13 protein-coding genes are annotated in these 13,934 nt (G+C 31.2%); all 13 read right to left on the bottom strand.

Annotated elements, in window-relative coordinates:
* Positions 1 to 139: 139 nt before the first annotated feature.
* The 13 genes from KQI86_RS06760 to KQI86_RS06700 all read right to left on the bottom strand — a co-directional run bounded on the left by KQI86_RS06760 (position 140) and on the right by KQI86_RS06700 (position 13,637).
* A complete protein-coding gene (locus KQI86_RS06760; RefSeq protein WP_216438522.1) occupies positions 140 to 754 on the bottom strand; it encodes a V-type ATP synthase subunit D in 615 nt (204 codons plus the stop codon).
* A complete protein-coding gene (locus tag KQI86_RS06755) occupies positions 754 to 2,133 on the bottom strand; it encodes a V-type ATP synthase subunit B (protein ID WP_216438521.1) in 1,380 nt (459 codons plus the stop codon). Before KQI86_RS06755 ends, KQI86_RS06760 begins: the two co-directional genes overlap by 1 nt.
* Positions 2,134 to 2,150: 17 nt before the next feature.
* On the bottom strand, positions 2,151 to 3,929 hold the full coding sequence (locus KQI86_RS06750) for a V-type ATP synthase subunit A (RefSeq protein ID WP_216438520.1): 1,779 nt from the start codon (positions 3,927 to 3,929) through the stop codon (positions 2,151 to 2,153).
* 8 nt (positions 3,930 to 3,937) lie between these two features.
* Positions 3,938 to 4,543 carry a V-type ATP synthase subunit E gene (locus KQI86_RS06745; RefSeq protein WP_216438519.1) on the bottom strand — a complete coding sequence of 202 codons (606 nt, stop codon included), beginning with the start codon at positions 4,541 to 4,543 and terminating at the stop codon, positions 3,938 to 3,940.
* A gap of 11 nt (positions 4,544 to 4,554) precedes the next feature.
* Positions 4,555 to 4,863 carry a V-type ATP synthase subunit F gene (locus tag KQI86_RS06740; protein ID WP_216438518.1) on the bottom strand — a complete coding sequence of 103 codons (309 nt, stop codon included), beginning with the start codon at positions 4,861 to 4,863 and terminating at the stop codon, positions 4,555 to 4,557.
* 195 nt (positions 4,864 to 5,058) lie between these two features.
* The gene (locus tag KQI86_RS06735) at positions 5,059 to 5,484 is read right to left on the bottom strand and encodes an ATP synthase subunit C (RefSeq protein ID WP_216438517.1); all 426 of its coding nucleotides are present in this window, start codon (positions 5,482 to 5,484) and stop codon (positions 5,059 to 5,061) included.
* A gap of 12 nt (positions 5,485 to 5,496) precedes the next feature.
* Positions 5,497 to 7,470: a V-type ATP synthase subunit I gene (locus KQI86_RS06730; protein ID WP_216438516.1), complete on the bottom strand. Its 1,974-nt coding sequence runs from the start codon at positions 7,468 to 7,470 to the stop codon at positions 5,497 to 5,499.
* 11 nt (positions 7,471 to 7,481) lie between these two features.
* Positions 7,482 to 8,531: a V-type ATPase subunit gene (locus tag KQI86_RS06725; RefSeq protein WP_216438515.1), complete on the bottom strand. Its 1,050-nt coding sequence runs from the start codon at positions 8,529 to 8,531 to the stop codon at positions 7,482 to 7,484.
* A gap of 2 nt (positions 8,532 to 8,533) precedes the next feature.
* Positions 8,534 to 8,857 carry a hypothetical protein gene (locus KQI86_RS06720; protein WP_216438514.1) on the bottom strand — a complete coding sequence of 108 codons (324 nt, stop codon included), beginning with the start codon at positions 8,855 to 8,857 and terminating at the stop codon, positions 8,534 to 8,536.
* 815 nt (positions 8,858 to 9,672) lie between these two features.
* The gene (locus KQI86_RS06715; RefSeq protein ID WP_216438513.1) at positions 9,673 to 9,903 is read right to left on the bottom strand and encodes a DUF3892 domain-containing protein; all 231 of its coding nucleotides are present in this window, start codon (positions 9,901 to 9,903) and stop codon (positions 9,673 to 9,675) included.
* A 347-nt stretch (positions 9,904 to 10,250) separates the two neighbouring features.
* Positions 10,251 to 10,493 carry a hypothetical protein gene (locus tag KQI86_RS06710; RefSeq protein ID WP_216438512.1) on the bottom strand — a complete coding sequence of 81 codons (243 nt, stop codon included), beginning with the start codon at positions 10,491 to 10,493 and terminating at the stop codon, positions 10,251 to 10,253.
* Positions 10,494 to 10,496: 3 nt separating this feature from the next.
* Positions 10,497 to 12,047 (bottom strand): HAL/PAL/TAL family ammonia-lyase, encoded by a 1,551-nt coding sequence (locus KQI86_RS06705; RefSeq protein WP_246582709.1) that lies wholly within the window; start codon positions 12,045 to 12,047, stop codon positions 10,497 to 10,499.
* A gap of 24 nt (positions 12,048 to 12,071) precedes the next feature.
* The gene (locus tag KQI86_RS06700; RefSeq protein WP_216438511.1) at positions 12,072 to 13,637 is read right to left on the bottom strand and encodes a BCCT family transporter; all 1,566 of its coding nucleotides are present in this window, start codon (positions 13,635 to 13,637) and stop codon (positions 12,072 to 12,074) included.
* Positions 13,638 to 13,934 lie beyond the last annotated feature (297 nt).

The following is a 13,934-nucleotide window of genomic DNA, read 5'->3' as shown; positions in this document are numbered from 1 at the left end:
TAAAAACCACATCAAGTATTACCTCGATGCGGCTTTCATTCTTAGATAAAATATAATTTTTTTACATGTTCATTATAACACAAAGTTTACATTATTATAAGCCTATAAATCATATAATTTTCACAATAATAAATAATTTTTACTCTTGTTTTCTCTTTTTTACCACTTTAAGTCTAAAGAAGTCTTCTCTTTCCTTTTCTTCTAGCACTCCACTTATCTCTTTAATTATTTCTTTAAACTTAGGTATTTGAATATTTTCTAAAGCATTAGCTCTTTTTTGAGTTTTTTTAACCTCGATTGCTAATCTATAAACGGCATTTTCAACTTGACCAAGCATATAAATCAAGTACTTAATTTCATTAAACTTAATATAAGCCGCGTCCATAGTAGAATTGGTTTTATAAATACTGTATCTTGGGATTATATCTTTTTCTTCATATTTTATTATAGGAACTTCAACCCCCATAACGGATTTAAAAATAACCTCATAATCCATAGCCTCAGGTATAGTTGATGCTACCTCTTGAACTTCCTTTAGCCCCATGGTTATGTTGGCTTTTTTTAAGGCTTCATAAGCTTCATTAAAAGAAGCATTAATTTTATCCTGCAGTTCCTTTGCCAAATCTACATATGACATTAACTCTCTTATTAGTACATTTCTTTTTTTATCTAAAAGTTCAAATCCTTTTTGAGAGAACTCTAGAGAATTCTTTGCACTTATTAAGTTTGCTTTAGTCGGAGCGATGTTAAGCATTACTTACCACCCCTATAATACTTTCTCACAATTTCAGGGCTTATTCTATCTAATTCATTTTCAGGTAGAATAGATAGTATCTCCCATGCTAACTCTAAAGTTCTAACTATATCTCTATTTTCATCAAATCCTTGATTTAAAAACTTTCCTTCAAATTCTTTTCCAAAGTCCATATATATTTTATCTACAGGAGATAGTTCGTCCTCTCCTATAACTTGAGCTAAGGCTATTACATCTTGCACATAAGAGTAACTAGCAAATAACTGGTTTGATACCTCTGCATGGTCCTCTCTAGTGTATCCTTCTCCTATACCATCCTTCATTAATCTTGATAGAGAAGGAAGAATATCTACAGGAGGATATATACCTCTTCCAAAAATATCTTTGCTTAAAACAACCTGTCCTTCAGTTATATATCCAGTTAAATCAGGTATTGGATGTGTTATATCATCATTTGGCATGGTTAAAATTGGCAACTGAGTTATAGATCCTTTTTTATCCTTCATCATGCCTGCTCTTTCATAAAGAGAAGCTAAGTCAGAATAAAGATATCCTGGATAACCCTTTCTACTAGGCACTTCTTCTCTTGATGAGGATAGCTCTCTTAAGGCTTCACAATAGTTAGTTATATCTGTCATTATAACTAATATGTGCATTCCCTCTTCAAAAGCTAAATATTCCGCCGCAGTAAGAGCTGCTCTAGGAGTTACTATTCTTTCCACTATAGGATCATCTGCCAAATTAGTAAACATTACTAATCTGTCCATTACCCCAGCTTCTTCAAAGCTTTTTCTAAAGAACTCCTTGTCATCATGTTTTATGCCCATAGCAGCAAAAACTACTGCAAATTTCTCATCTGAATCACTTCCTATACGAGCTTGCCTTACTATTTGAGCAGCTAACTCGTTATGAGGAATACCGTTCCCTGAAAATATAGGAAGCTTTTGCCCTCTTATTAATGTAGATAAACAATCTATAGAAGAAATTCCTGTTTGAATAAAATTTCTTGGATATTTACGAGCAACGGGGTTAATAGGTCTTCCATTTACATTGTATTTTTTAGTGCTATATATTTCTCCTCTGCCATCTATAGGCTTACCTATACCACTAAATTCTCTACCTAAAATTTCTTTTGAAAGACTTATCTCTAAAGGCCTTCCGCTAAAAGAAACTGCAGTATTGTGAAGAGATATTCCTGCAGTAGATTCAAAAACCTGAACTATGGCTTTATCTCCGTCTAATTGAACTACTTTTCCTTTTTTACTCTCTCCATTTTCCACCTTTATCTGCACAATTTCATCATAAGAAACTCCTTCAACCCCGGATAGCACAATCAAGGGACCTTGTACTCTGTCTAATACTAAATATTCCTTTTTCACTACTTTCCCCTCCCTTGCTATTGTCTATATTTTTTCATTAGCTCTTCATAATATAAAGATATTTTTTCCTCTATTTTATCAAAGCCTGAAAAATCATCATTTGGTATATTATATTTCATTTTAATCATTTCTCCGAAGATTTCTCCATCCCTAATTTTTGAGATAGGAACTCCTATTTTAACACATCCATATGCCTTGTCATAAAACAACTCTATTATCTTTAACATTTTAAATTGCTTCTCAATAGGCACATAGGTATCTACGTCATGATAAGCATTTTGCTGTAAAAATCCTACTTTTAATATTTTAGCAGCTTCTAAAATAAGTCTCTGATCATCTGGCAGAACGTCTTCTCCAACAAGCTTAACAATTTCTTGAAGCTTATTTTCTTCAAATAATATTTTCAGCATCTTGCTTCTTAAATCTATAAACTCAGAGGATACATTTTCTTCATACCAATCCTTAAGCATTGGTGTATAACCACTATAGCTTGATAACCAGTTTATAGCAGGATAGTGTCTTGCATAGGCAAGCTTTTTATCTAATCCTAAAAAAGCACTAACAAATCTTTTAGTATTTTGAGTTACAGGTTCAGAAAAATCCGCTCCTGCTGGGGAAACAGCACCAATAACTGTAACAGAACCTTCACTGCCATTTAAGTTTTCTACAAATCCTGCTCTCTCGTAGAATTCTGCTATCCTTGAAGGTAAATAAGCTGGATATCCTTCTTCCGCAGGCATTTCTTCAAGTCTTCCAGATATCTCTCTTAAAGCCTCTGCCCAACGGGAAGTGGAGTCTGCCATAATAGCCACGTTATATCCCATATCTCTAAAATACTCTGCTATAGTTATACCCGTATATATAGAAGCTTCTCTTGCTGCAACAGGCATATCAGAAGTATTAGCTATTAAAACCGTTCTATTCATCAATGAAGTATTGGTTTTTGGGTCTATAAGTTTTGGAAAATCTTCTAAAACCTCTGTCATTTCATTTCCTCTTTCACCACAACCAATGTAAACTATTATATCTGCATCAGACCATTTTGCTAACTGATGCTGTGTCATAGTTTTACCTGTTCCGAATCCTCCTGGTATAGCAACGGTTCCCCCTTTAGCTATAGGAAAGAACATGTCTAATATTCTTTGTCCTGTAACAAGAGGTTTGCTTAATATTTTTCTTTTCTTAATAGGTCTTGGAGTTCTAACAGGCCATCTTTGATATAAGCTTAGCTCATGAGTGACTTCTCCGTCCTTTAGAGTAACGATTTTTTCTTCTATATTATATGAACCGCTTTCCTTAACTTTAATTACTTCTCCCTTTACTCCTGGAGGCACCATTAATCTATGCTTTATTATATTTGTTTCCTGTACTTCTCCATAAATGTCTCCTGCTTTTAAGATATCTCCTATGTTGGCAACTACATCCACATGCCATTCCTTTTGTTCATCTATGGATATAAGGCCAATACCTTCTTTTATAAATCCATAGGAAATCTCATTTATTTTATTTAGGGGTCTTTGTATACCATCAAATATATTTCCAATGATTCCTGGTCCTAATTTTAAAGAAAGTGGCATTCCAGTAGAAAGGATTTCTTCTCCTACTTTTAATCCTGAAGTTTCTTCATAAACCTGTACTATAGCCAAATCTTGTTCTAATGCAATTATTTCTCCTATGAGCTTTTTCTGCCCTACCATTACCATTTCTCTCATTTTAAATTTAGCCATGTTCTTTCCTTTAATAACAGGACCGTTTATACTTACAATAGTTCCTACTAGACTATCCAATAGAACCACTCCTTTATCTACATGAATATATCTGTTATTTTAATTCCTATTTCCTCAATGCATTCCTCGATGCTGCTATCTAAACTACAATCTATTCTAAATCTTTTTAATTTATCCTCTACTATATATCCCCCTAAAATATTTACAGAGTTATTACTTATTTCAATATTTTTTCCTAGGGCATATTTAGCTAGCTTATCTTCAAATCTTAATAAATCCTCATTATTAAAATATATGAATGCACTTTCTCCGTCTTTCATATCTTCTAAGGTTTTATTAAGTCTTGAAAATATATACTCCTCATAGTTCTCAGAATTAATAAATTCCTTCAATCTATTTTTTATATCATCTAAGGTTTCTCTTATCATAGTTTCTTTTAAATTGGTCAACTCTTCTTGTTTATCAAAGGTAGCCTTAGATACTTCCTGTTCGTACATTGAATTGCATTTTCTTTCTATATCCTTAAAAGTTTTTTCTTTATATTCTTTTATAGATTTTTCTTCTTTTCCGAATACTTCTTCCTCTTCTTTTTTTACTGCTTCAAGTTTAGCATTAATTTTTTCACTAAGCTTATCCTGCATTATTTTTGAGAATAGATTAATTTTATCTTCTACAGTAACCACTCGATCTCACCTCAAATCTTTATACCTACAGCCTCTTTTATATAGTTTAAAATCCAATCTTTTTCTTTTTTACTTCCATGTCTATCTGGAATTTCAACTATTAGAGGCAAATATTTTGAAAGTTTAAGTTCACTAATTTTTTCAGGCATCATTTCCATAGCCTTTTCTGTGATTACTATAATGCCAATCTCTTTGTTACTCCTAATTTCTTCTATGCATTTTATAGCTTCTTCTCTATTGTGTACAATCTCTCCATCTATACCTGCAATTTTAAGACCAACTAAGGTGTCTACATTATCGCTTATTAAATACATTTTCATATTATCTACCTCTAATCATCTAGTTATCTAATAACATAAATGTCTAATTATCCAATCGCATAGATATTTAAACATTTAATTTTCTACCCATCTAAATATCTAATCCTTTAATCCTTTAATCATCTAAAAATCTAAATACCTAATTATCTAACCATCTAAATATCTAGAATCATGTAGTCATTTTAAAATTAATGATTAAATCTTAGATAATATCATTATAGAAATTATAAGACCATAAATAGCTATACCTTCAGCAAGTCCAACATATATTAAAGTTTTACCAAGTATTGAAGGATCTTCTGATACCGCTCCTAATGCTGATGAACCAACGGCTCCAACCGCATATCCTGCACCAATTGTTGCAAGTCCTGTACATAGGGCTGCTGCTATATATCCTAATCCAGTAGCTGTTCCTAAACTTGCTTCTCCAGCTGCATGTGCAATGTTAGGGATCATAAATATTAAAGCTGCACTTATTGCTGGTATAAACGTAGATAAATTTATTTTCAAAGCCTTCTTAATCTTGCTCTTTCCTTCTATATCTTCCTTTGATTTTTGTACAAATCCATAAGTTATAGTTCCAATTGCAATTACAAAAGTAATCATTAATACATATATCATCTATATTACCTCCTAAATATACTCTCCATTGTTAATAGTTATAGGTTTAAATTCTAATCCAGATCCATCATAGTACTTACTAAATAATTCGTAGTATTCAAGTCTTAATCCCTGTATAAGAACTATAAGACCCTCTAAAACTATTATTATCACATTGCCTAGTATATACATAAATATACTTCCAGCAGAGTTACTCATCATATTAGCCAATGCTGAGAAGGCTATGAATAATCCTACGTGATTTAATACAAAGGCACCAACTCTTATAAAAGATAAAGTATTTGAAAACATACTTAAAAGAGTCTCTAAAGCGCCAAAACCACTTTCAATAAAATAGTCTGATTTTTTTTCTGAAAATGTAAAACCTTTTTTCATTAGAAGATTTGTTAAAGGTTGTTTTAACACCATTAAAGCCATTAATACTACTAATAAAACTATCAAAACTCCAGTATTCACAATGTTTTTTGATGTTATAGTTGAATAAGCAAATAGTAAAAGCAACACATAAAAAGCCATACCTGCCAATCCATTGTGTCCAAAAAGCCCTTCCTCTAAGTTTTTGCTTTTGATACTATTTACAATTCCGTATACAAAACCTACAAGTAAAATTCCACAACCAAATATGATGGCAGCAATAAGCACTGTTTCAATATTTTCCATTGGACTTATTAATATAGGTTTTATAACATGTTCAAATCCAAATATACTTCCATATAAGAATCCGAATATTGTGGAAGTAATACCTAATCTTTGTAATATACCTCCTGCAGTATTATTATTCATCTTATATTTCATAAGTAAGCCTGCTAAAAACAATATAGCTCCTTGTCCAACATCACCAAACATAGCTCCGAACATTATCATATAAGTCAATGCTAAGAAAGTAGTAGGGTCTGACTCCTCATAGGTAGGCACACCATACATATTAACCATCATTTCAAAGGGCTTTACTAAAAAATTATTTTTTAATTTGGTTGGCGGTCTCAGGTCTTCCTTCATGTCTTCAGTTTTTTTTTCTAATATAATTATTTTTCTATCTGCATTTTTAATTTTTTCTTCAAAGCTTTTTAATGAACTCTTAGGAACCCATCCAGATAAATAGAAAAACTCGTTACTATAAGCTACATATTCTTTTAATTTAGCTGAGCTTTTTTCTAAATCAAAGCTTTCCACCATAACTTCTATATCCTGCTTATTTTCATTGTAAAACTTATCTATATTCTTTTCTAAAATAGCTGCCTTACTGCTTACTTCTTTTAACTCTTCATTTATTTTTTTCATTACTTCATTTGGATTTCCTTCGTAATTCATAGGAATATCTATTTTTTCACAATTTAAAGAGTTTAGCATTCTATCTGAGTCTATTTTCAATTCTTTAATAGATAAAACTAGTATTACCGCATAGCCATCGCCTTTATAAACCTTATCAACTATGGCTGGTATATTTTCATAATTAGCCTTTAATATATTGAGCTTTTCATCATTTATTTTATAGAGCTGCATTTCAAAATTCTTTAACTCTGAAAAATGCTCCATAGGGATGTCCAGCTTTGATATATATTTAAGATTATTCTTATACTCTTCTAGCTTTTCTTTCTGGGCCTTAATAGCTGTAAGTTCCTCATGTAATTCTCTATATTTATCTGATATTTCCTCTACACTACTTTGTAACTGGCTATAATCAAAAATTAAATCTTTACATTTCTTATCTCTATTATCACGATCTTGAACGATTTGTGATATATTGTTTATTTCTTTGTTTATCTTTGAGTAGTTTCTTTTCTCAGAATAGGATCTTACATAGTTTACATCTATTAAAGTGTCTAGATTGTCTTCTGTTGTAGATATTTTAAAATTTCCACTGTTGATTTCTTCTAGTGCGTTAATTGGATGAAACATTCCTGTAAGCACTACATTTTTGGTCACCACATCCATATGATTTACGGGTGCTACCATATTGATCATCATCATTTTTTCGATTGCCATAAACTCACCTCTCAATCAATAGTAAAACTTATATAGCTTAATAATTCTTCATCTTCTATACAATATCTTTTAGCTTCCAATAGGGATATAATGTCTTTTATTTCAAATAATGACAGTTCCAAGTATGCAATTACCGTCCCTATGTTGTTTTTATGCTCTTTTTTATATTTCAACAACATTTTTTTGATATAAGATGAAATGTATTTTTCTGTTAAATAGTCTTCTTCTACTCCATATTTAAATAAATCTTTGTACTTTGTATCTGCTAGTATATCTTGAAACTCCTCAAGATTCTTATGATAGCACAGCCTTTTCAATTTATTTATATTTATATTAAAACCATTAGGTATTGTGTGGTTTAAAATTTCCTCTGAACTCAACTTATAATATTTTTTAGCTCTATAAATAAATTGAATGTTTAATAAATCTATATAACTTCCGATTATCTTATTTATTATATCTTTGTCCTCTTTATCAATATTGTCTAAGGCTTTCATAAGCTCAACATAGTATATATAATCCAAAGAAACTTCTAGACGAAACAAAAGCTCCTCATCTAAAGGATTTAATCCTCCATGAAGATATTTATAAAATCTATTATCTTTTAACATTGAGATTGCTTCATTTATGTCCTTTGAAGATATAATTTTTTCAAAGTTAATCTTATTTAATGGACTATCATAGGTTATTAACAAGTTTTCATCTGTATATTTTCTTCCTGTATGCTTTTCTCTAAGGATTAATATTAAATCCTCAAATTGAAACTTCATAAACATGATGTTAAACAATTTTTTATATTCACCATTGAAAAAGCTTGATATATTATGAAAATTCTTAATATAATCTTTCATTAGAATATACTGAATATTTTCTTCGTTAAATTTCTCTAAATTATAGTTATTCATTATTTTTCCATATAAGGTTTCATCTCTTATATAACTTATAGATTCTTCGTAATTTACACTTTTAATAATTTTTTTATATTGCTCCTTTGCTAAAAACCTTCTTTCCATAGCTTTTAACCTAGAATTAATAGCAGCATATCTGGTTATACTTCCCATATCTATTCCCCCTTAGAGGAATTAATAATATAATTTATAGAATACTCAACTAATGAAGTTTTAATGGCTTTGTATTTACTCTTAGCCTGCATAGATTTTTCTTCTAATTCCTTTTTTATAGTCAATCTACTTTCATTAGTTTTTCTCTCATATTCTTCTAATTTACTATTTTTTAAAGTGTTCAATTCCTCTTCAGCATCTTTCCACATTTGCTCTACTTTTTTACTTATGTCATCTCTTCTTTGAATCAGTTCTCTTTTCTTAATTTCTAAATTACTTTCTACTTCTTGATCTAAAGCTATTAAACTTTCTATTGCCTTCTCCAAACACACCACCTCTTTTCTTTTTTTCTATGTACTCAATGGTAATATATTAAATATTAATTGTTTATTGATAAAGTTTTAATATAATTTAAAAAACTTCAATAATCAATCTTATACATTTTTTGATAAATTTTACTTGAAAATATTGGCGTAATTTGTATGATTTTCAACATCACATATATGTTAACATTAAATATAATTAAAGGAAGCCCTTCATTGTTAAACATGCGTTAAATCTATGTTAAATAAAGATTCAATATATTTGTGATATTTAATCGAAAATTTCGAATATTAAAAATTTTCCAATAATAAATTTCAAAGGACTTTTTAAAATATTATATTAGTTTTAATATCCTATTTGCAAAAACTAATAAGATATATTGTAGAATTTTAGAGCATGATATATATATTAACAGCTGAATTTCAGTAAATAAAGTAGTTTATTATCAACTCCATGTCAATTACGCATTGTATTGACTAATTATTAAAATTTAGCTTATTCGCTCGTAGATTCTCTAGATTTTACACCCTATAACCAGTTTTAGTATAAAATTATTAGCAGTTTTAACTTTTTTATTATAAAACTAACTTTTTAAACTAGACTTGTGTACTAAAATTATAAATTGATCTCCTTTTAGTTCTTGTTCCGGTAACAGTAAACTAACACATGAAGCCAATTTATCCTTTTGTTTTACCTCTAATTTGCAAATGTAATTTTCGGATTTTAATCTATTAAAAATAAAAAACTAGGCAATTAATATTGTTAATTAATTAACCTAGTTTTTCTATTATTTAACTTTATAAAAACTTATTTATTATTAAAAAGTTGGAAGCTGATCTAAATTATCGTACTCTGTTCCATTAGGATTGCTTCTTAAAAATTCTCTTCCATTTTTAGCTTTTCCTACGTTTACTCCATCAATCATTTCATTTTTAGTCATAGATATAGCTTCCTTTATTGGATATACTGATCCATTATCAAGCATTACATCAGTTATATCTCCCTCTGTATTCTTTTTTACTTTTACAATTTTATTTTTCTCGTTCATTATTACCTCTCCTTCCTTTATTTTGTTGAGGTAATATTATTTTGCGGAAAAACATTATATTTATTCATTAATTTTTTTATCCGATGACTACCATCCGTAATACTCCCATCGCACTCTGTGAAAGCGATTTAGAATTCTTATGCTGTGTATAACGGATGCTACGTCCCTGGATAAGTTCTTCCCCTAAAGGATAAGGATTTCTAAGAAGCAAAGCTTCTAAGAACTCTCTTAATAAGCTTCAGTTGGAGTAAGTATCCTTTTAAGCAAACTCCATCTGAAGCTAAGAATCACTTGATATTTCCTGGGTAATATATAACACAAGCCTTCTCCTTATTTATGTTATACTCTCAATCTTTGCAATACTTCTTTTTTTTGAAAATGGATCTAAGAAGTACAATCCACCCCCAAGAAATTGATAGTGATGGAAATGCTGCTGTTATCGCTGCTTCAAAAGGTGATATCCGTGAAAACTTTAACGGTGTAAAGAATATTATAAAGGTAATTACCAACATTAGAAATAATGTAACACGTTCACTCATTTCGTATGGAGGTGTTAAAAATATTTTTGCAATATCTATTTTCACCCTCATAATTTACTCTAACCTCCCAACCTTTTCTTCTACTAACTCAAGAATTTTTCCTGAGTGTATTAAATCCTTTAAGGTATTAATATGTGGATAAAGATATATATCCTCTTCCATTACTGGCACAGTACTAGCAATCTCATCTAAAACTGATTTTGTAGCAGTACTTGGCAAAAGATTTTCTTCAACAAATTGGTGAGCTTGAAATACAGACAATAGCTCAATTGCTAAAACATATTCCAACTTATCTGCTATTTGTGAAGCCTTTTTGCATGCATTATATCCCATAGCTACATAATCTTCTTGATTTCCACAAGTAGGTATGCCGTCTACCGTAGCTGGATGTGATAAAATTTTCATATCATTTATCAATCCTGCTTGTGTATATTGAGGTATCATTAGTCCAGAATTAAGTCCTGGTTTTTTTATAAGAAACCAAGGATATTCTGAAAGATTCCCATCTATCATTCTATTGTTTCTACGCTCTGACATTCTCCCAATCATGGTAGCTGCAATGCAGGCAGAGTCCATTTCTATACCCACATAGGAAGAATCCGCATTACATCCTGAAAGTGCTTCTCCATCATTATTTTCTTGCCATATTATTGGATTATCACAACAAGAGTTCATTTCTATTTCAACAACTTTCAAAGCATCCTTAAGAGTCTTTTTTGCTGCTCCATGAACCTGTGGTATGCACCTTAATGATAGGGCATCTTGTAAGCGATAATCCTTATAATGCCTTGCTATTTCTGAGTCCTCTAGTATTTTTCTTGTATTTTTAGCTGTATTAGACTGTTCTTCATGAGGTCTAACACTCATTAAACGATTATCAAAAGCTTTAGTGGTTCCCTTAAGTACTTCTAAAGTCATTGAGGCAATTATATCTGCAGTTTTTGATGAGTTTATCATATCGTACAATGCTAATGATCCAATAGCAGTAACACTAGTTGTTCCAGAAACAAGTACTAATCCTTCCTTAGCGGACAATGATATTGGAGATAATGAACACTTATTTAAAGCTTCTTTCGCTGGCATTAATTCTCCATCAACATATGCCTTGCCTTCTCCGATTAACACTAATGCCATATGGGCTTCAGGACAAAGGTAACCTACGGAACCTTCTTTGGGTGCAAAGGGAGTAAGTCCTCTATTTAAAAATTCTTTATACATCTCCATAGTCTCAATGCATGCTCCTGAATATCCTTGCCCAACGTTTTGTAATACCATCATCATAGTTGCACGCACTTGTTCAATAGACAAAGGTTCTCCTACAGAGGTTGAATGGGATAAAATAATGTTTTTTTGTAGTTTGGCCGTATCTTCTGGTGATATAACTTCAGTACAAAGGGATCCAAAGCCTGTAGTGATTCCATACATGACACGTCCTTCTTCAATCCATCTTTCCACTAAGTTTCTTGACCTTTTTACCCTTTCACAATACTCCTCTGAAAATTCTACCTTAGCACCAAAACGAGCAACTGCAATTAATTCTTCTATACTTATTTTATCTCCTAAAATTACTTTTTCTATTTCTTTAGCATATCTTATATCTGACAATATTACTTCCTCCCTTTTTTAAAATTATTCCTCTATCTTATCAATGAAAAACATTTTAATAGTAGATATTACTTGTAGAACGAATATGAATAGCACCATAAATCCACCTGCTGCTGCAAGGTATTTAACACCATCAACTCCTTGTTCTCCTCCACCATAAGCTACCATAAAGAATGAAATTGCTCCTATTGAAACACCCCAAAGAATCTTCTGCCAAGTAGCAGGTTCCTCATCATGTTCCATATCTTTTGTACATAAAGATGCAATTGTCGTAGTCATAGCATCAGCGGACGTAGCAAATGAAATAATAAGAGTTAACATAACAATTGGTATGAGCAGCTTTCCTAGTGGCATATGTTGTAAAAATGTCCATAATCCAGCTACTGCCCCACTTTCTTTTATGGTGGAAACTAAGTCTACTACTCCTGTTTGCTGCCAGTGAAGTGCTGTTGAACCCCAAATTGCAAACCAAACAAATCCAAAAGTTGAAGGAAGTATCCAATTGATTATCATATATTCACGAACCGTTCTTCCATATGAGATAATAGCCAAAAATATACCCATCAATGGTGCATAAGCAATCCATATAGCCCAGTCATATAATGTCCACCACATTACTAATGCTTCTCCACCTACATTACCTGAGTCAAGTCCCCAGTTCCAAAAGTTTTGAAGCCAATATCCTAATCCAGCTGTAGAAGTTTTACATATATAAACTGTAGGTCCCACAACGAAAAGGAATGCTAATAATATATAGAATATCTTTGAGTTTAAGGTTGCTAACCATTTAATACCTTTATCCATGCCCAAAAATGAAGCAATTGTAAATGTAGCCGTTATAATTACTGCCAATACCAACCATACAACTACTCCTTGTTTAATCCCATAGGCAATCTCTATTCCAGCTCCAACCAATGCGAGCCCAGCCCCAAGGGAAGAAGCTAATCCTAAAGCTATGGCCAAAAGTGATAGAGTGTCAATGATATTCGCCCAAATACCTTTAGTTACCTTTTCTCCGAATAATGGAATTAGTGTAGCTGTTACAGATAATGATTTCTTTCTATTAAAATACATATAAGCAACTGCTAATCCTGATAATGAATACATTGCATAGGGTATAAATGACCAATTGTAGAAAGAACGAGCTATGGCAAATAGTGCTGCTGATGAAGTCCCCGGTTCTATTCCTGTTTGCGCCATTTCACCATATATATTACCAAAGTAAATTATAGGCTCATTAACTCCGTAAGTAATAAGACCTGTGGCAATTCCTCCAGTAAGAGCCATAGCAAACCATGTTAGAAATGGGAACTTTGGTTTTGCATCAGCCCCTCCAAAACGTATATTTCCAAGCTTTGAAAATGTGACTACTACAGCAAGTATAACTGTCACAATGGATATAAGTTGATATAGCCATCCAAAACTTCTAAGAGACCATGTAAAAGTACTTTTAGCAACATCCGTTAATAGTTTATTATTAACAATCCCCAATAAAGTTGCACTTCCTACCACAATAAATGCTGGTAAAAATACTCCTTTACGTACCTCTTTCCTATTGCTTGTCTCTTTTTCATAACCTTCTTTTAACATATACCTTCCTCCTTAGTTTTTTTACATTTTTGCTTAATAGTACTTCTATCTATAGCAAATCTAATGCCAAATAAATACTAAGTTCATATATGATAGATATACGCCTAAAAGTCACAATTTTCAGTTATGCATGAACAATTCCACTATTTTAAATTATCACTCCGCAAAATTATTTTGCGCTTTTATAAATAATTTCCTTTAAAAACACGAAAAAAGGTGCCAAATTTTTTAGCACCTGCAAAATCATTTTGCATTTTATTTTGTTTTTTCATCATATTATTCTATTTTCTTCAAATT

The organism is Clostridium mobile (assembly GCF_018918285.1).
GTDB lineage: Bacteria > Bacillota > Clostridia > Clostridiales > Clostridiaceae > Clostridium_AW > Clostridium_AW mobile.
Note: the sequence above shows the minus strand (reverse complement) of the source record. Positions and strands in the feature narration are given on the sequence as shown.

What these genes read in the sequence shown, in the direction of transcription:
- KQI86_RS06760 (WP_216438522.1), bottom strand. Translation starts at nt 754, where the DNA reads ATGCTTAACATCGCTCCGACTAAAGCAAACTTAATAAGTGCAAAGAAT.
- KQI86_RS06740 (WP_216438518.1), bottom strand. Translation starts at nt 4,863, where the DNA reads ATGAAAATGTATTTAATAAGCGATAATGTAGACACCTTAGTTGGTCTT.
- KQI86_RS06735 (WP_216438517.1), bottom strand. Translation starts at nt 5,484, where the DNA reads ATGATATATGTATTAATGATTACTTTTGTAATTGCAATTGGAACTATA.
- KQI86_RS06730 (WP_216438516.1), bottom strand. Translation starts at nt 7,470, where the DNA reads ATGGCAATCGAAAAAATGATGATGATCAATATGGTAGCACCCGTAAAT.
- KQI86_RS06725 (WP_216438515.1), bottom strand. Translation starts at nt 8,531, where the DNA reads ATGGGAAGTATAACCAGATATGCTGCTATTAATTCTAGGTTAAAAGCT.
- KQI86_RS06715 (WP_216438513.1), bottom strand. Translation starts at nt 9,903, where the DNA reads ATGAACGAGAAAAATAAAATTGTAAAAGTAAAAAAGAATACAGAGGGA.
- KQI86_RS06710 (WP_216438512.1), bottom strand. Translation starts at nt 10,493, where the DNA reads ATGAGGGTGAAAATAGATATTGCAAAAATATTTTTAACACCTCCATAC.
- KQI86_RS06700 (WP_216438511.1), bottom strand. Translation starts at nt 13,637, where the DNA reads ATGTTAAAAGAAGGTTATGAAAAAGAGACAAGCAATAGGAAAGAGGTA.